The sequence below is a fragment of the Cyclobacterium sp. genome (assembly GCF_014762705.1).
Taxonomy (GTDB): Bacteria; Bacteroidota; Bacteroidia; order Cytophagales; family Cyclobacteriaceae; genus Cyclobacterium.
This window is the reverse complement of the sequence record NZ_JABURL010000096.1, coordinates 22,258-38,307: the sequence shown is the minus strand read 5'-3', so window position 1 is coordinate 38,307 and position 16,050 is coordinate 22,258. Positions and strand designations below refer to the sequence as shown.

General features: G+C 42.2%; 16 protein-coding genes. 4 read left to right on the top strand and 12 right to left on the bottom strand.

Annotation, left to right across the window (positions count from 1 at the left end):
- Positions 1-105: 105 nt before the first annotated feature.
- The 7 genes from hemE to truA all read right to left on the bottom strand — a co-directional run bounded on the left by hemE (position 106) and on the right by truA (position 6,491).
- Positions 106-1,131, bottom strand: coding sequence for a uroporphyrinogen decarboxylase (gene hemE / locus HUJ21_RS19240; RefSeq protein WP_291372147.1), 1,026 nt, complete (start codon positions 1,129-1,131; stop codon positions 106-108).
- A gap of 112 nt (positions 1,132-1,243) precedes the next feature.
- Positions 1,244-1,789 carry a hypothetical protein gene (locus HUJ21_RS19235; RefSeq protein ID WP_291372146.1) on the bottom strand — a complete coding sequence of 182 codons (546 nt, stop codon included), beginning with the start codon at positions 1,787-1,789 and terminating at the stop codon, positions 1,244-1,246.
- Between the two features lie 142 nt (positions 1,790-1,931).
- Positions 1,932-2,477, bottom strand: coding sequence for a hypothetical protein (locus HUJ21_RS19230; protein WP_291372145.1), 546 nt, complete (start codon positions 2,475-2,477; stop codon positions 1,932-1,934).
- Positions 2,478-2,636: 159 nt separating this feature from the next.
- On the bottom strand, positions 2,637-3,152 hold the full coding sequence (locus tag HUJ21_RS19225) for a hypothetical protein (protein WP_291372144.1): 516 nt from the start codon (positions 3,150-3,152) through the stop codon (positions 2,637-2,639).
- Positions 3,153-3,157: 5 nt separating this feature from the next.
- On the bottom strand, positions 3,158-3,745 hold the full coding sequence (locus HUJ21_RS19220; RefSeq protein ID WP_291372143.1) for a hypothetical protein: 588 nt from the start codon (positions 3,743-3,745) through the stop codon (positions 3,158-3,160).
- Between the two features lie 113 nt (positions 3,746-3,858).
- A complete protein-coding gene (locus tag HUJ21_RS19215; protein ID WP_291372142.1) occupies positions 3,859-5,634 on the bottom strand; it encodes an ABC transporter ATP-binding protein in 1,776 nt (591 codons plus the stop codon).
- Between the two features lie 11 nt (positions 5,635-5,645).
- Complete coding sequence (gene truA, locus HUJ21_RS19210) at positions 5,646-6,491, bottom strand: tRNA pseudouridine(38-40) synthase TruA (protein WP_366483742.1); 846 nt, start codon at positions 6,489-6,491, stop codon at positions 5,646-5,648.
- A 12-nt stretch (positions 6,492-6,503) separates the two neighbouring features.
- On the opposite strand from truA, the gene HUJ21_RS19205 reads away from it, so the two are divergent.
- Positions 6,504-6,983 carry a DUF4293 domain-containing protein gene (locus HUJ21_RS19205; RefSeq protein ID WP_291372141.1) on the top strand — a complete coding sequence of 160 codons (480 nt, stop codon included), beginning with the start codon at positions 6,504-6,506 and terminating at the stop codon, positions 6,981-6,983.
- 61 nt (positions 6,984-7,044) lie between these two features.
- Positions 7,045-8,151, top strand: coding sequence for an aminotransferase class I/II-fold pyridoxal phosphate-dependent enzyme (locus HUJ21_RS19200; RefSeq protein WP_291372140.1), 1,107 nt, complete (start codon positions 7,045-7,047; stop codon positions 8,149-8,151).
- Here HUJ21_RS19200 and HUJ21_RS19195 read toward each other — a convergent pair.
- From HUJ21_RS19195 to HUJ21_RS19175, 5 genes are all read right to left on the bottom strand, one after another.
- Positions 8,148-8,615, bottom strand: a complete 468-nt coding sequence (locus tag HUJ21_RS19195; protein ID WP_291372139.1) for a polymer-forming cytoskeletal protein — start codon at positions 8,613-8,615, stop codon at positions 8,148-8,150. The two genes, HUJ21_RS19200 and HUJ21_RS19195, sit on opposite strands and share 4 nt — an antisense overlap.
- 146 nt (positions 8,616-8,761) lie before the next feature.
- Entirely contained in the window at positions 8,762-10,300 is a 1,539-nt protein-coding gene (locus tag HUJ21_RS19190) for a YifB family Mg chelatase-like AAA ATPase (protein ID WP_291372138.1), read from the bottom strand.
- 53 nt (positions 10,301-10,353) lie between these two features.
- Positions 10,354-10,707, bottom strand: a complete 354-nt coding sequence (locus HUJ21_RS19185) for a hypothetical protein (RefSeq protein WP_291372137.1) — start codon at positions 10,705-10,707, stop codon at positions 10,354-10,356.
- Between the two features lie 34 nt (positions 10,708-10,741).
- Entirely contained in the window at positions 10,742-12,574 is a 1,833-nt protein-coding gene (locus tag HUJ21_RS19180; protein WP_291372136.1) for an ABC transporter ATP-binding protein, read from the bottom strand.
- 72 nt (positions 12,575-12,646) lie between these two features.
- Positions 12,647-14,317: a hypothetical protein gene (locus HUJ21_RS19175; protein ID WP_291372135.1), complete on the bottom strand. Its 1,671-nt coding sequence runs from the start codon at positions 14,315-14,317 to the stop codon at positions 12,647-12,649.
- 210 nt (positions 14,318-14,527) lie between these two features.
- On the opposite strand from HUJ21_RS19175, the gene HUJ21_RS19170 reads away from it, so the two are divergent.
- Positions 14,528-14,773, top strand: coding sequence for a type B 50S ribosomal protein L31 (locus HUJ21_RS19170; RefSeq protein ID WP_163378111.1), 246 nt, complete (start codon positions 14,528-14,530; stop codon positions 14,771-14,773).
- Between the two features lie 72 nt (positions 14,774-14,845).
- Positions 14,846-16,048, top strand: coding sequence for a GlmU family protein (locus HUJ21_RS19165; RefSeq protein ID WP_291372134.1), 1,203 nt, complete (start codon positions 14,846-14,848; stop codon positions 16,046-16,048).
- Positions 16,049-16,050 lie beyond the last annotated feature (2 nt).

Sequence of the window (16,050 nt, the reverse complement as noted above, 5' to 3'; positions counted from 1 at the left end):
AAAATAGTAAAATAAATCATTTATGACGGATAATTCTGGAAACGACCTGATAAAGTTAATATTTTTCTGTAAATGATTAAACTAAATAGGATTCGGGTAATGATTTTATTCAAAAGCTTTTACAGTTTGTATAAAAAGTCGAACTTTTTCAGGATTTGTATCCGGATATACTCCATGACCCAGATTGGCAATATGCCTGCTCCCTTTAAATTGCGTTAACATATCATGAGTTTGTTTGACCAATACATCATCAGGCGCATACAAAACCGCAGGATCCAAATTTCCCTGAAAGGTTTTTCTGCCATCTGCCTGTTTGCGGATTTCTTCGATATTCATGTTCCAATCTAACCCAATAGTGTCACAGGAGAGCTCCAGGATTTCATTGATCGCAAAATAGGCTCCCTTGGCAAAAATGGTCACGGGAACTTCTGTAACAGCTTCACAAATCTTTTCCATGTACCTTATTGAGAATTCCCTGTAATGATAGGCTGGTAAGATACCTGCCCAGCTATCAAACAGCTGAATAAGATTGGCACCTGCCTCCACTTGAGCTTTAACATATCTTATAGTGGTTTGGGTAATCATTTCCAACAATTGATGCGCCAAATCAGGATTTTGGTACAACATGGCCCTTGCTTTAGAAAAGGTTTTACTGCCAGACCCTTCCACCATATAAGCAAAAATGGTCCACGGCCCACCCGCAAAGCCGATCAATGGGACCCTTCCGTTTAGTCCTTTTTTTGCCATACGGATAGCTTCCAGTACATAATGGAGATCCGCCTTCGGATCAGCTACCCTTAATCTCTTTAAGTCTGAACTATTTTTTATGGTTTCAGGAAACCATGGCCCTTTTTTTTCAATCATCTGATAGGCTAAGCCCATGGCCTCCGGCACTACCAAAATATCTGAAAAAATAATGGCTGCATCAACACCTAAAAGATCAACAGGTTGAATGGTTACCTCAGCGGCTAGTTCCGGAGTCTTTGCCAGTTCAATAAAACCACTTACGCTATTGCGCACCGCCCTGTATTCGGGCAAAATTCTCCCCGCCTGTCTCATTAGCCACACCGGTGTGCGTTCTACTTTTTCCCCTTTGATTACCCTTAACAGGAGGTCATTCTTTAATTGCATGGCACAAATATAGCCCAAGTTATTTCAAAAAAGAAACATGCATTAAAATGAAAAAAATGCCTTTCTATTTCTAAAAAGGCATATAAAGATCATCTTATAATTCTTCTGACCATCAATCGAAATCAATCTTTAGGATATCGCTTTCATCCTTACCTATCAATTTCATAACTGCATCGAAGTCACTTAAATCTACTCTCGCATTCTCATCAACAAAGAACCCTGGAAGCAATACTATTCTTATTCTTTGATTATCTGTCCATTCCGGTTCCAATTGAGTAAGATCAAAATTTCCTTGCATGAACACATTGAAAAAAGTGGTCGTATATTGATAATTGTAAGTCAATATTGCACCCTCATCAAAAAAAACATTTTGTGGAAGATGCCTCCACAAGGAATTCCCTTCGGCCTGAGCCCATTCCAGAAAAACCAGCAAATTGTCCCCTTGCCCCAGTTCAAATTGTGATCCAATGGCAAAATCATTTTCCTCGGAGAAGGTCACCACTCCTTCAAATACCAAATTCAAGACCTCTATTCCATCTTCTCCATCCTCACCGTCCACTCCATCCAGACCAGGAGGACCCTGGGGTCCCTCGGGGCCCTCGCATGCCGGCAAAGACAACACTAATACGAATGCTAACAAGTATAAAATCTTTTTCATAAATCTTGGTTTACCTGAATAATATAATGCTTTATTTGAAAGATAAAGGGTAATTTTTGTATATCCAACAACAAACAAAAAAAAACAGCTTACCTTATGATAAACTGTTTTTCTCGGATAATGTTAATCTTTTCAGGTATTATTATTTTAAAGAAATTCGCTTTATATCCTCCTCATCGATTTCCAGCATTTCAAGTACGCCCTGATGGTCTGAAAAATCCATTCTCAAATCAATCCTGTCAGCAGGGATAATGAGTACCCGGAATATTTGATCATCGGTCAAAGCAGGCTCCAGATTGTTCAAATCAAAGTCACCATTCAAAAAGATGGTATAATCAAAGTAGGTAAAATCGTAATCATAGGTGAAGATACCTTCCTCATGAAAAACTACCTGTGGGACAAGCCTCCAGATATCAGTACCCTCCTGGTCTGTACCATCCAATCGATATATCAAAACTTTATCTGATTCCAATAAATCAAAGCCGTACTCTCCACGAAGGCGGAAATCACTCCCGGGAATAAAATCCCCGACGATTTCAAAAACTTCGCCTACAATATTGACTCCATCGAGGCCATCAGCACCCGGAGGGCCTTCTGGTCCTATGGGGCCTTCACACCTCCAAAATAGTAAGGCGGAAATAAATAGTAAGGTTATTCTGGAAGGTGTCATCAAATTTGCTTTTCTCATTATATTTCAGGTTTAGTTTGAAATCAGTATATCCTTCTCTAAAATCATACCAACAGCCGCTAAAAGCAGTATAAATTAACAAATTTTAAAACCAACATATCCGCTCACTTTCTTTTCAATCACACGTTGGATGCAGAATACCAATTTTTATAATTTTTTTTAATCCGATATTGGCGCCAACACTTCAACTTTATTCCGGGAAATGATTTTATCTATAAAATGCCCTTTGGGATTAACCCCCTTCGCCTTTGCAAAATCATTGATCTTTTGCTTTACACTATTTGCTCCTGGCATTACCAATTGATGCATTTCCATAGAGGCTCTTATGGCCCGCTGGCAATCGAAAGTTTTCTTAACCCAACCGTCGTAAAGGTTATTGAAACTATTTTCCACCTCCACTCCTACGAAAACATGTAGGGTATCACGCTTTCCGGAGGGTTCTACATAATAAATGGTATAAAGGGGGCTTCCTTTTCTCTCCGCTTCTACATTTTGAAAAATCGAGCCTATTCCTTCATCCTGTGGGGTACCCTGGTATTCCAAGCCAATTAGTTCAATTTCCTGACAGTTTACCAACTCAAGGCTTACGGCATTAAACCCACCCAGGTAAGCATATATCCCACACAGTATTAGTCCTGAGACCACTGCTAATGAAATAATTTTTTTATACTTCATGATTTTTAAAATCTATACCGGGCACCAAGGGCTCCTTGCACCTTCAAATGGCCTAATCGGTTTATTAGTTCCATGAAAAGCCCCATTTCGGCAAAAACAACGACTGGCAAATCTTCAAACAAATAAGAGGCCCCAATAAAACCTTCCGGGCCAAAATCAATATCTGACCTCTCTTCAACTCTTCCCAATGGAATGTCCCCCGGATTTGGCGTATGGTAAAAATAACTGAGGGCTACACTTCTCAACTGTAGCCCGATTCCTGCAAAGCCCTTTAAATTACCCTCCACAATATCAAATTCCCCGTTCAGCGACTCCTCATAAGATAGTCTTGCCTGCAAGGAAAAAGCTCCTGATACTTGTTGCCCGTCGTAAATGGCGGAGCTTAGGGGCTTGCTTTGTTCAAAGGTCCTTCTGTAATACTGGCTGCTGTTCGGACTTCCCCTTCCAAGGATTACCTCGGCAGCATATTGCTGACTTAATGCTGTTTTAAACGAAATCCCGTAGGGGTCTCCCAACCTTAGCCCTACCTGATGTTGTTGTGCAAAACCACTATACCCTGCGATCATCAGAGCAAGAAAAAAGAGATGTTTCATGAGCGATACCAATCGAATTTATTTACATTAACTTCTCTTGCAACGAAGCATTGAAGAGGGATGTTACAGGCCATTACAAAACTTTTTTCAGCCTCAGCACAGCAATCAAAAAATCAGCCAATTACCATTGTCTTCAGTTGCATCTGGTGAAGCTGCGCATAATAGCCATCCAGTTTCAGTAATTTATCGTGCGTACCCTCTTCCACAATTTCCCCCTTGTTCAATACAATTATTTTTTGGGCTTTTTGGATGGTGGAAAGTCTGTGGGCAATAATAATGGAGGTTCTTCCCTGCATCATTTTCTCAATGGCAGCCTGAATCATCTCTTCAGTTTCCGTATCTACCGAAGAAGTGGCCTCATCCAGAATGATGATTTCCGGATCATACACCATGGCCCTAACGAAAGAAATAAGCTGTCTTTGCCCCACAGACAAGGTGCCACCTCTCTCTTTTACATCATAGTCCAAGCCTCCGGGAAGTCTTTCTATAAACTTTCTGGCACCTACCAAATCTGCTGCATACAATACCTGCTCTTTGGAAATATCAGGGTTCCCCAGCGTGATGTTCTGAAATATGGTATCTGAAAAAAGAAATACATCCTGTAATACCACTCCGACATGTTTTCTTAATGTAGAAAGTTCAAAAAAAGATATTGGTGCTCCATCTATTTTAATCTGTCCCTTGTTGATATCATAAAACCTGCTGATCAGGTTAATGGTTGATGATTTCCCAGCGCCAGTGGCACCCACCAAAGCAATGGTTTCTCCATGACGGACATTAAAGCTGATATCTTTCAGTACCCAATCCTCCTTTTCGTAGGCAAACCATACCTTTTCAAAAGAAATATTCCCTTTGATCTTCTCAGGAGTATGCGTGCCCTCATTGGGGATTTGCTCGTCATTTTCCAGGATATTAAAAATCCTGGATGAACTTACCACTCCCATCTGCAAAGTATTGAACCTATCGGCTATCATGCGGATGGGCCTAAAAAAGAGCTGAAGATACATGATAAAAGAAATCAGGACGCCTACTTTCAACTGCATGTCGAAAACTCCTGTCGCACCATACCAGACTACCAACCCAATACCTATGGCCTGGATAATTTCCGCCACAGGATAATATATGGAGTAATACAATACCGATTTCAGATGAGCCTGCCGGTGCTCTTTATTAATTGCCTTAAATTTTTCGTACTCCCTGTCTTCCCTGTTAAATACCTGAATGATATTCATCCCGGTGATGTGTTCCTGCAAAAAAGAATTTAAATTGGATACAGCATTCCTCACATCATTAAAGGACACTTTAACCTTCTCCTTGAAAACATAGGTGGATATGATCAACAGTGGCAGGGTACACAAACTGACCAGGGTAAGTTTCCAGTCCACATAGAACATGACTGCCAGAATAGATACCAACTGCAAAAGATCTCCGATAATTTCTGCAAGACCCTGACTGAATACATCTGAGAGCGTTTCCACATCGGATATATTTCTGGTAACCAGTCGACCTATGGGGGTATTGTCAAAATACTTTAATCGCATTTTAAGCAGGTGCCTGTAAAGTTTGATCCTGATATCCCTGATGATCACCTGGCCGATCCATCCGGACAAATAAGTGTGGCCAAATTGCACCAAAGCATGCAAAACCAAAAGCCCCACCAAAAAGTACATCATGGTCAAAAGACCATCTGCATCCCCTAAAGCCACGTAATCATCTATGGCAATTTGAATCAATAGCGGCCTTGTTGGTGCCAACACAGCTAATAGCAGGGTAAGCACAACCAAAAAATAAAACCGCTGTTTATACGGGTTAACAAATTGATACAGTTTTTTCAAAACTTTGGTATCAATGATATCACCGCTTTTTACATTTTCTTTTCCCAGTCCCAAAGTGCTATAGTTTACTTAAAAATAATTTCAGGATAATTGACCTCACTTAAATATAGCCCATGTGCAGGGGCAGCTATTCCAGCCCTTGACCTGTCTTTGCCCACAATGATGGAGACAAATTGTTCCTTGTCCAATTGATCCCGACCCACTTTGATTAAGGTTCCCACAATTGCCCTCACCATACCGCGCAAAAACCTATTTGCTTTGATATGAAATATCAATCCATGGCTTGTTTGTTCCCAAAAGGCTTCTTTTATTTCACAATCAAAACTCTTGACGTCAGTCTTTGTTTTGCTGAAACATTCAAAGTTCTGGTATCCCAATAATAGTTTGGAAACGGATTCCATTTTTGAAACATCCAGATCATAATAACAATGCCATGCCTTTCCGGTCTGAAATGGATCTTTTCTGAAAGTAATGTGGTACTCGTACCTCCTCCAGGTCGCATCAAACCTCGCATGCGCTTTGTGTGTAACTGGTGACACATCAAATACCGCTATGTCACCTGGCAATAAACCATTTATTCTCTTTAAAAATTCCCCCTTCCTCATTTCTCCGTCAAAATCAAAATGAGCAAATTGCTGTTTGGCATGCACGCCGGTATCTGTCCTTCCGCTTCCCATTATCCCAATTGGTTTCCGAAAAAGCAGGGATAAGGATTCTTGTAATTTCTCCTGTACTGAAACAGCATTTTTCTGCATTTGCCATCCATGGTAATTTGTGCCATTGTAGGCAAGCTCGATAAAATAGCGTTTGAAGTCATTCATTTCAGACGCAAAGATAAAAATATACCCACAGATCAAGTCAGATTTAAGGTATTCCTTGCGAAAAATCAAATAACCCGTTTTCTTTGTCAAAAGATTAATAACATGATTCAAAGAATTCAGACCCTATTTCTACTTCTCGTGGCTATCGCCATGATCGCTGCTGTGGCTACCCCGATCTGGTTGCAGGTAAATGCAATGGGAAACCAATATATGGAAATGACCGCATGGCAGATTACTATCAGTGAGCTGCCCCAGAAAAACACCCTTTCTCAATCCAGTAATATCTACATTGGAATTCTGGCACTATTGGCGGCAGTTATCGCCATTTTTAGCATGCTGCAATTTAAAAACAGAAAAAAACAGCTGATGCTTAACATGATCAATGCCTTGCTAATGGGTCTGACTTTAGGCTTGGTGGTATACACCAGCTTTAAAGCCAATGAAGATTTTAATCCTGCGGTTAGCGGCTCATTTGTTCTGGGTTTTTATGCCATAGCGTTTGCCCTGATAATGAATTTGGTTGCCAACCGTTTTATACGAAAGGATGAAATGCTTATCCGTTCGGTGGACAGAATCAGGTGATTTGACATTTTCCTGAAATGGGCATTTGGCAAGAATCTTCAACCGGAATAAACAAATTGAAATGAAAACAGAAACCATTGCCATCCACGGGGGAAACATCGTCAATGATCCTTTAAATCCGGTCATTCAACCCATTACCCTGTCCAGTACCTTCGGCCACCAGGAAGGATCCATGGTTTACAGCAGGCTGGAAAACCCAAACCGAAAGTCATTGGAAACCGTGCTTGCCGCATTGGAAAAAGGCAATGATGCAGCGGCCTTTTCCTCTGGAAATGCTGCCGCTAATGCAGTATTTCAGGCCTTACCCGCAGGATCGCATATGATCGCACCAGACGATATGTATCATGGCTTGAAATCCCTCCTCCTGACAGTTTTCAATCAAAAAATTGAAGTAGACTTTATTGACCTCACAAAGCCTGAATTACTTTCGGATGCCATTCGTGAAAATACCCAATTGCTATGGATCGAAACCCCCTCAAATCCGCTGTTAAAAATTTCTGATATCCAAAAGTTGTCAAAAAAAGCCAAAAAGCATGGCATTAGAGTAGTGTGCGACAGCACTTTTGCGAGCCCTGTTTTCCAGCAACCACTTGGTTTGGGGGCGGATTTGGTGATGCACAGCAGTACCAAATACATTGGGGGACACAGTGACCTGGTCGGAGGTATTTTAATCACCAAAGAAAAAGATGATTTTTGGAAGCAAATCAAAAATGTACAGGCTCTGGCAGGAGCTGTACCCTCTCCTTTTGATACCTATTTCCTGACCAGAAGCATCAAAACCTTGCCCTATCGCATGAAGGCCCATGCTGCCAATGCAGCAAAAATTGCCACTTTTTTAGACCAACATCCTTTTGTGGAAAAAGTTTATTATCCTGGTTTGGAAAAACATGATGGGCACCTGATCGCCAATTCTCAAATGCAGGGTTTTGGGGGGATGTTGTCTTTTGTCATCAAGGGCAATGCAGCAGATGCGGATAAGCTGATTGACAAATTGCATTATTTTACCAATGCCACCAGTCTGGGGGGAGTTGAAAGTCTGATTGAAAGACGATCCAGGGTACAAGGGGTAGTTCCCGGAATTCCCGAACAGTTAATCAGGATGTCAGTAGGGATAGAAAATATTGAGGATCTATTGGAAGACCTGGAGCAGGCCCTGGGCCAATTTTAATGATCCATTCTGACCATTTCCTTTCCGGTTTTTTTGGTTGTATCCTTGTTTTCTGCGGGTTTAGCCTGATTTTCTGTGGAAGGAAGGGTAAAGTTTGCACTACTTTTCTTTGGTTTGGAGAGGGTCACTTCCATATCCGCTCCTGATTCGATTTCAATTTTTCCTGAATAAACGTTTCCTTTCATCCTGGCTTCGGCGGTAAACCTGGCAAGATCCTGTACAAAAATATCTCCCAAGACCTCCCCCATCACACAGACCTCTGAGGCTTTGATATTACCGGTGATTTTGCCGGAAACACCAACAATCACCTTTCTACCGGTGGTGACATCTCCTGCGATTTCTCCTTCAATCCGGATATCACTGCTTGCCTCTACATTACCTTTGATACTCAATCCCGGTGCAAAAACTGAAGTTGCGCTAGCCATTTCCATCTCATCCTGAATTTTTCGTTCTTTGGTCCACATAAAATCAACTGCTCATTTTTATCTTTAATACCAATATTTAACCCCTATAGTATCAGTAACAAACAACCAGTAGGCGGAGCAAATATAGGCAAATAAGGAATACAATCCATAGTGATTCAGCCCAAATAATCAAGATGATCAGTTGGTTAACCTGCCCAACCTTCCCTGTCCAGGCTGCGGTATTGAATGGCTTCAGCCAGGTGCTCCACCCTGATTTCTTCCGCTCCGGCCAAATCCGCAATCGTTCTCGATACTTTTAAAATCCGGTCATAAGCCCGGGCAGAAAGCCCCAATCTTTCCATTGCTGTTTTCAGAAGCGTTTTGCCTGCCTGATTGATTTTACAAACTTCCTTAACCGTATGAGACGGCATCATCGCATTGCAGTGTACCTCAGGGCTATCGTTAAACCTGGCCAGTTGTAACTCTCTGGCTTTGGTTACCCTTTCCCTGATGGATTTGCTTGACTCTGATTTCCCTTCGGAAGTCATTTCATCAAAATTAACTGGTGTGACCTCCACATGCAGGTCTATTCTGTCCAGTAGTGGTCCGCTTACTTTATTGAGGTATTTCTGAACCACACCTGGCCCGCACACACATTCCTTATCAGGATGGTTATAAAACCCGCAGGGACAGGGGTTCATACTGGCTATCAGCATAAAATTAGCCGGGAAATCCACAGAAATTTTAGCTCTTGAAATGGTTACTTTACGTTCCTCAAGCGGCTGGCGCATTACTTCCAGCACGGTCCGTTTGAATTCAGGCAACTCATCCAGGAAGAGTACCCCATTGTGGGAAAGGGAAATCTCGCCTGGCTGGGGATTACCGCCCCCTCCTACCAGAGCTACATCACTAATGGTATGATGGGGAGAGCGAAATGGACGCTGGGCCACCAAAGAAGCCTCCACCCCCAACTTCCCCGCCACAGAATGAATTTTTGTTGTCTCCAGAGCCTCCTGTAGGCTAAGGGGAGGCAAAATGGAAGGCAACCTTTTGGCCAACATGGTTTTTCCTGCACCCGGTGGACCAATCATGATGACATTGTGGCCACCTGCTGCGGCAATTTCCATGGCTCTTTTGATATTTTCCTGACCCTGTACATCTGCAAAATCGAAGGCATAATCCTCCATGGAATGATAAAAAATATTTCTGGTATCCGTCACCAGCGGCGGAATATCCTCCTTCCCTTCCATAAAGTGAATGGCATCCTGCAGGGATTCCACACCAATAATGTCCAGTTTATTGACTATTGAGGCCTCTTTGGCGTTTTCCTTTGGCAAAATAAACCCCTTAAAGCCTCTTTTCCTGGCTTCAATGGCAATAGGCAGTACGCCTTTTATGGAACGCAGCTTTCCATCCAGAGACAACTCTCCCATGATGACGTATTCTCCCAATGCGGGGAAAAAGGCTTGTTCTGAAGCCTGCAAAATACCCATGGCAATGGGAAGGTCATAGGAAGATCCCTCTTTTCTGATATCTGCAGGAGCAAGATTGATGACCACTTTCTGCCGCGGCATGCGGAAATTGTAAAATTTTAACGATGATTCTACCCGCTGCTGACTCTCCTTAACGGCACTATCCGGAAGTCCCACCATAAAAAAACTGGTACCCTGACCCACATTGACTTCAATAGTGATCAGGTTGGCGTCTACTCCGGATACTGCACTTCCAAAAGTCTTGGCTACCATAGCTACGGCTTCAATTGAAAAACTTGATTCAGGCCAACATCAAAATTGGACTGTTATTTAAAATTTTCCCTGGGCTTTATGGAAGAAGAATCTTTTTCATCCGGCTGCTCTTCGATTTTTTTGTCCAACTGTCCCATTTTCACCCCTCTTTCCAAATCAAAAACCATGGCTTTTAACTCTTTCTTTTCCAATTCCAACTTCCTGATCCTGCTGTCTAAACTACTGGTATGCCCCCAGCCTGTCCCCCAGGTAATCAGGTACACCACCAAACCTGCCAACAACCAGGATACTACTTCCCCTGCCTCCGGACTTCCACTCCACATTCTTTCATAGGTCAGAAAATAAACCAGGCCGAGGCCAAAAAACAATGCGGTTAAAAGCTGAAATATGCTGTTGACTTTTTTCATAAAACTTTTGATTAGGGTTTCTAAACACAATATACTAAACAGACTGCATTTGGGAAAGTTTATTGTACAATCCATTTTCCAGAATCAATTCCTCATGGGTGCCTCTTTCTACTATTTTTCCTCCGTCAATCACCAAAATTTCATCCGCATGTTGAATGGTACTCAGCCTATGGGCAATCACCAGAGATGTTCTATTTGCCATTAAATTGGCCAATGCCTCTTGAACCAACCGTTCGGAAGCCGTATCCAGAGCAGATGTGGCCTCATCCAAAATCAAAATATCCGGGTTTTTTAAAACCGCCCTGGCAATACTCAGGCGCTGCCGCTGTCCCCCGGATAATTTCGTTCCCCTTTCCCCTATGGTAGTTTGGTATCCCTGCTCCAGCTCCATGATAAAATCATGGGCATTGGCTATGGATGCTGCCTTCTCCACATTTTCGGGAGCAACTCCCTGCATACCAAAGGCAATATTATTAAATACCGTATCATTGAATAAAATGGATTCCTGGGTTACGATACCCATGATTTTGCGGATGTCATTAATCTTTAAGGTTTTCAAATCCATTCCATCAATTTTGATCAGACCTGCTGTGGGATCATAAAATCGCGGCAACAGGTCGGCTAAAGTGGATTTCCCCCCACCGGAAGGCCCCACCAGAGCGATTGTTTTTCCTTTTTTGAGTTCAAAATTAATATCCTTCAATACAAAAGATTCCTGATAGGCGAAACCCACATTCTCAAAAACAACCGAATCAGAAAATCCCGACAGATTTTTGGCATCAGGTTCATCCGCTATCTTTGGCCTGGCATCCACCACTCCGAAAATTCTTCTGGCGGAGGCCAAACCACGCTGTATACTGCTGAGAGCTCTTGAAATTTCTTTGGCCGGGTTCAAAACCTGGGTAAACAGGATGATGTAGGCAATGAATTCACTGGCACTTAACGAAGAGGTATTGTTCAATACCAGATTACCTCCGTATAAAAGGATCCCTGCCACTACAGACACGCCAAGAAATTGACTGATAGGTGAAGCCAATTCATATTTCCGGGCCATGGCAACATTTACATTGGCGTAATGCGCTGTTTCTGATTCAAATTTATCCTGCACAAATTTTCTTGCACCAAAAGCCTTTACCACCCTCATCCCACCAATCGTTTCGTCCAGAATATTAACAATTCTTCCCAGTGACTCCTGGCTTTGCTCAGCGGTTTTTTTCAACCTCTTGGTCACATAGCCAATTACTGCCCCTGAAACCGGAATAAGCAATATGGTAAATAAGGTGAGCTGCACTGACATAAAAAAGAGCACCGCAAAATAAAGTACAACAGTAACCGGCTCCTTGAACACTACCCGCAAAGATTGCACGATACTGTTTTCCACTTCCTGAATATCGTTGGTCATTTTGGAAATTAAATCTCCCTTTCGCTCATCAGAGAAGTATCCCAGGTGCATGTTGCTGACCGCATTGAAAATATGGATACGCATACCCTGAATGATATCTGCCCTAACCCTTGCCAGGACCACTCCCGACAGGTAGGCAAATAGATTACTTAAAAAAACCGAAATTACAATAATGATACAAACATAAACCAGTGTGCCAAATTTCCCATAAATGGTCGCTATTTCCAGAAAATAATGGTTAAACAGGTGCATGAAATATTGCAGGGAAAAGGAAAATTCAGGCCTGGTGCTGTATTCCTGCAATTCGTCTGGCCCAACCTGTTCAAATATCACATCGAAAAGTGGCTTCAACAAAGTGAAGTTCAGCAAACCAAAAACAATGGCCAACAGGGCATAGAGTATATAAATGGGAAAATACCGCCTGTATGGACGGGCATAGGCAAGTATTCGCAAATAGGTATTCATACGGTTTTATCTCATTAAGGGGCGCAATTTACAACTTTTTAAAGGTATTGGGGCTCCCTGACGATTCAGTAATCAAAAATGAGGGTCAAATCTTCCCATATTCAATCTTAAAGCTATTTGACCAAACGCAACGTCTGGAATAGCAACTGCCCCGCCACTATTTTTTCTCAGGGTATGGGAAAAATCCACAAACAAATTATGGCGCAACATGTATTCCGCCTGAAGGGTAACCATCAAAGTCTCCTGCCTTATCCCTTGCCCAATAAAATTACCAAGGAGTGTTGTACTGGTTTCCAGCCTGTCTTTCAGAATATCTCCTCCAAAATTAGCCGAAGGCTCAGGATCCTTACCTTTCATTTGAAACAGGAAAATTCCTTTCAACCTGAGTTTGGGAAGGGGCTGGAAGGTACTGCTGGCCATCAATTCCCTGAAATTTGCCCCCAGAGGGTGGGTCAGTGGAATGCGGTAGTTGGTGTAGGATTGGTAAGCAAATTTCTCCTGATAGGTGTAGGGCCTGGCATGATTGTATTCGACCTGCACATCCAGGTTATTGATGCCTGCTACGGACACATACTTATATCCCAGCTGAAAACCGTGTTTGTTGCGACTGGAGCCTTTGCCCGAAATCCCGAAAAACTCATTGAACACAAACTCATCCAATACAAATTGCCCATAAAGCTGCATTCCCTTAACCGGATGCCATTTGAAATCAGTCCCCAGCATGACCTTGTCTGGTGTTCCCAACTGGTGCTCCACCCAACGATAAAAAATCACTGGGTTGAGGTAATTCCAATCCATTTGACTGGCCATTACAGACTCATAAACTCCCAGGTTGAAACGCTCTCCCAAATTAATCCCCAGGCGATGAAAAGAAAACCATTTCTGGGGATACCTGCCATCTGTTGGAAAGCCCCGGTCGGTGATGATATCCGCGGTCATTTGTCCCCAGAGATTCGTAAAATTGATTTTACCGATCTGGGTATTAATCTTCAAAAAAGCAAAAGGGTTGGAAAAATCAGAGAGGACAAATGACCGGAACCCATCCCCTATAAAATGAGTGTCGTGCCCTAAAACCACCTGAACATGTTCGGTTGCTTTAAAATTAAGGTGACCCCTGGCAGAAAAAAAACTATACCCCTGCTCCCCATATCTTTTCCAAAAACCCTGACCGGGCAAGGCGCCATGATGGGTAACATACCTTTTGATCCATGAAGGAAAGACAAGATCCGTTGTGGCCAACATGGTATAAAAACCGATTTTGCGATCTATGCTGCCCCTTACTGAAAGCCCCCTGGTATTTCTAAACCTGAGATTATCTTCCTGTGTCTCGGCCCCTACCTGAAAATACAAAACCGGGTTGATGTGTACATCCAGAGACTGATCCCGGTAATAAAAAAAATCAGCAGGCCGCTGGTAAAAACGCTTCCCGATAGTATTCCTGGAAAGGGGAAGGGAATCTGAAGCATATTCCCAGCTGTCCTGAATTAGAAAATCAAGATTAAAATCATCGGTATCGGAAAGCGTTCCGGAGGATTTTTTATACGCTTCCAAAAACTCAACCACCTCATCCCTGGAATAAGGTTTTGTGCCAGTGTGAAACGAAGGAGTAAAAAAACCCTGTTTGATTTCATACCGTTCGATCAACTGGTAATAATCCCTGTCAAAAGGAACAAATGGGCTTTGTGCCAGGCTAGGGGTAATCGGGTGAGCTGCCAGTAAAACTAAGAAAAAAAATAATCTCATATATTATGATTCAGTAAGGTTTGGCCATTTACAAAGGGCTTTTCCCTTGAAAGGAAATACCTGTTTCATAGCGACTTGTCCTAAAAGATCAACTTTCGCATAAAATTAAGGAAGTATTTTATATTTGAAAGAGAATGTTTTGGAGAAAATCATAAAATAAGGTAAATTTGTGCCTCAATTTGAAGGAGTAAAAAAATAACAAACCATATAATGAAAAAAGAAATTCATCCCAATTACAGAGACGTTGTATTTTTGGATACTTCAAGCGACTATAAATTCATTACCAAATCTACCATAGAGACCGGTGACACCATCACTTGGGAAGATGGCAAAGATTATCCCCTGGTAAAAGTGGAAGTAAGTTCTGCCTCACACCCATTTTACACCGGTAAGAAAATGTTGCTGGATACTGCCGGAAGAGTAGAGAAATTCAACAGAAGGTACAAGAAAAATTAATTTCTTCAGGATATTGCCTGAGATTAAGTCTACCGGAAGCTTTATTCCGGTAGACTTTTTTATTTTTGTACCATGGATCATATCATGTTGTTTGACGACCCCCGCAGCAGGGGTAACCTACTGCCATTTACCTTTACCCGTCCAGTAGCTGAAATAAGGGTTGGGATTTTAAAAATTTGTGAAAAATGGCAAACCCGCCTGCAAGCAAAAAATATGGGGTTTCTGACCCAGGATTATTTACAATTAAAATATCCAGCCATCCATGGACCAGCCTTGTACATCAATGGTGCCCTTTGCCCGGATGAGGATTTGGTGAATGCTATAGAAGCCTTGAAGGGCAATGAATCCCTCTGGCACCAGGACACCCTTTTGGCCAGCAATCTGGATAGCCCTGAGCAATTTCAAACTGACCATTTGCCTCAGAAAAAAAAGGTGAATTATGAAAAAGACATTCAATTACTAAGTAGAAACTGGCACATATTTCAATGGAACGGTAATGAAATCCGCAGGGATTTTGACCTGCTGACAAAAAGACGTGTATCCTGGGGCACTGACGACCCACACACGCATTTGTATCAGGAACCCAATATTTTTATTGAGAAGGGCGCAAAAATAAAGGCCGCCATACTAAATGCTACAAATGGTCCCATATACATAGGTAAAAACGCAGAGATAATGGAAGGTGCATTGATCAGAGGCCCTTTTGCCCTTTGTGAAGATGCCACTATCAGCATGGGAGCAAAAATAAGGGAAAACACTACCGTTGGTCCAAAATGCAAAGTAGGCGGAGAAGTTTCCAACGTAGTTTTCATGGGCCATAGTAATAAATCGCATGATGGCTACATGGGAAACAGTGTGATTGGAGAATGGTGTAATTTTGGTGCCAACACAGTAGTTTCTAACTTAAAAAACAACCACATGCCCGTAAAGGTATGGGATTATACCAAGGGTGGTTTCAGCGATACCGGATTGCAGTTTTGCGGGGCAATGGTAGCAGACCATGCTAAATTGGGTATTGGATCCACCTTGAATACTGGTACCGTTATCGGAGTAGGGGCTAATTTATTTGGGGAAGGCTTTCCAAGGAAATTTGTTTCTTCTTTTGCCTGGGGAGGTGCTTCGGGATTCAGTACCTTTAAATTGATGCGGTTTGAAGAAACTGCTCAAAAAGCGATGGCCTTTAAAGGAATGGAATTTGATGAAAAAGAAAGGGCTATATTGCAGAAGGTATTTGAGCTCACCAGGCCTTACCGGATTTGGGATAAGGAATTTTAAAT

Excerpts from the sequence above, each read along its gene's own strand:
- hemE (WP_291372147.1), bottom strand. The coding sequence starts at position 1,131 with ATGCAATTAAAGAATGACCTCCTGTTAAGGGTAATCAAAGGGGAAAAA.
- HUJ21_RS19235 (WP_291372146.1), bottom strand. The coding sequence starts at position 1,789 with ATGAAAAAGATTTTATACTTGTTAGCATTCGTATTAGTGTTGTCTTTG.
- HUJ21_RS19230 (WP_291372145.1), bottom strand. The coding sequence starts at position 2,477 with ATGAGAAAAGCAAATTTGATGACACCTTCCAGAATAACCTTACTATTT.
- HUJ21_RS19225 (WP_291372144.1), bottom strand. The coding sequence starts at position 3,152 with ATGAAGTATAAAAAAATTATTTCATTAGCAGTGGTCTCAGGACTAATA.
- HUJ21_RS19220 (WP_291372143.1), bottom strand. The coding sequence starts at position 3,745 with ATGAAACATCTCTTTTTTCTTGCTCTGATGATCGCAGGGTATAGTGGT.
- HUJ21_RS19205 (WP_291372141.1), top strand. The coding sequence starts at position 6,504 with ATGATTCAAAGAATTCAGACCCTATTTCTACTTCTCGTGGCTATCGCC.
- HUJ21_RS19200 (WP_291372140.1), top strand. The coding sequence starts at position 7,045 with ATGAAAACAGAAACCATTGCCATCCACGGGGGAAACATCGTCAATGAT.
- HUJ21_RS19195 (WP_291372139.1), bottom strand. The coding sequence starts at position 8,615 with ATGTGGACCAAAGAACGAAAAATTCAGGATGAGATGGAAATGGCTAGC.
- HUJ21_RS19190 (WP_291372138.1), bottom strand. The coding sequence starts at position 10,300 with ATGGTAGCCAAGACTTTTGGAAGTGCAGTATCCGGAGTAGACGCCAAC.
- HUJ21_RS19185 (WP_291372137.1), bottom strand. The coding sequence starts at position 10,707 with ATGAAAAAAGTCAACAGCATATTTCAGCTTTTAACCGCATTGTTTTTT.
- HUJ21_RS19180 (WP_291372136.1), bottom strand. The coding sequence starts at position 12,574 with ATGAATACCTATTTGCGAATACTTGCCTATGCCCGTCCATACAGGCGG.
- HUJ21_RS19175 (WP_291372135.1), bottom strand. The coding sequence starts at position 14,317 with ATGAGATTATTTTTTTTCTTAGTTTTACTGGCAGCTCACCCGATTACC.
- HUJ21_RS19170 (WP_163378111.1), top strand. The coding sequence starts at position 14,528 with ATGAAAAAAGAAATTCATCCCAATTACAGAGACGTTGTATTTTTGGAT.
- HUJ21_RS19165 (WP_291372134.1), top strand. The coding sequence starts at position 14,846 with ATGGATCATATCATGTTGTTTGACGACCCCCGCAGCAGGGGTAACCTA.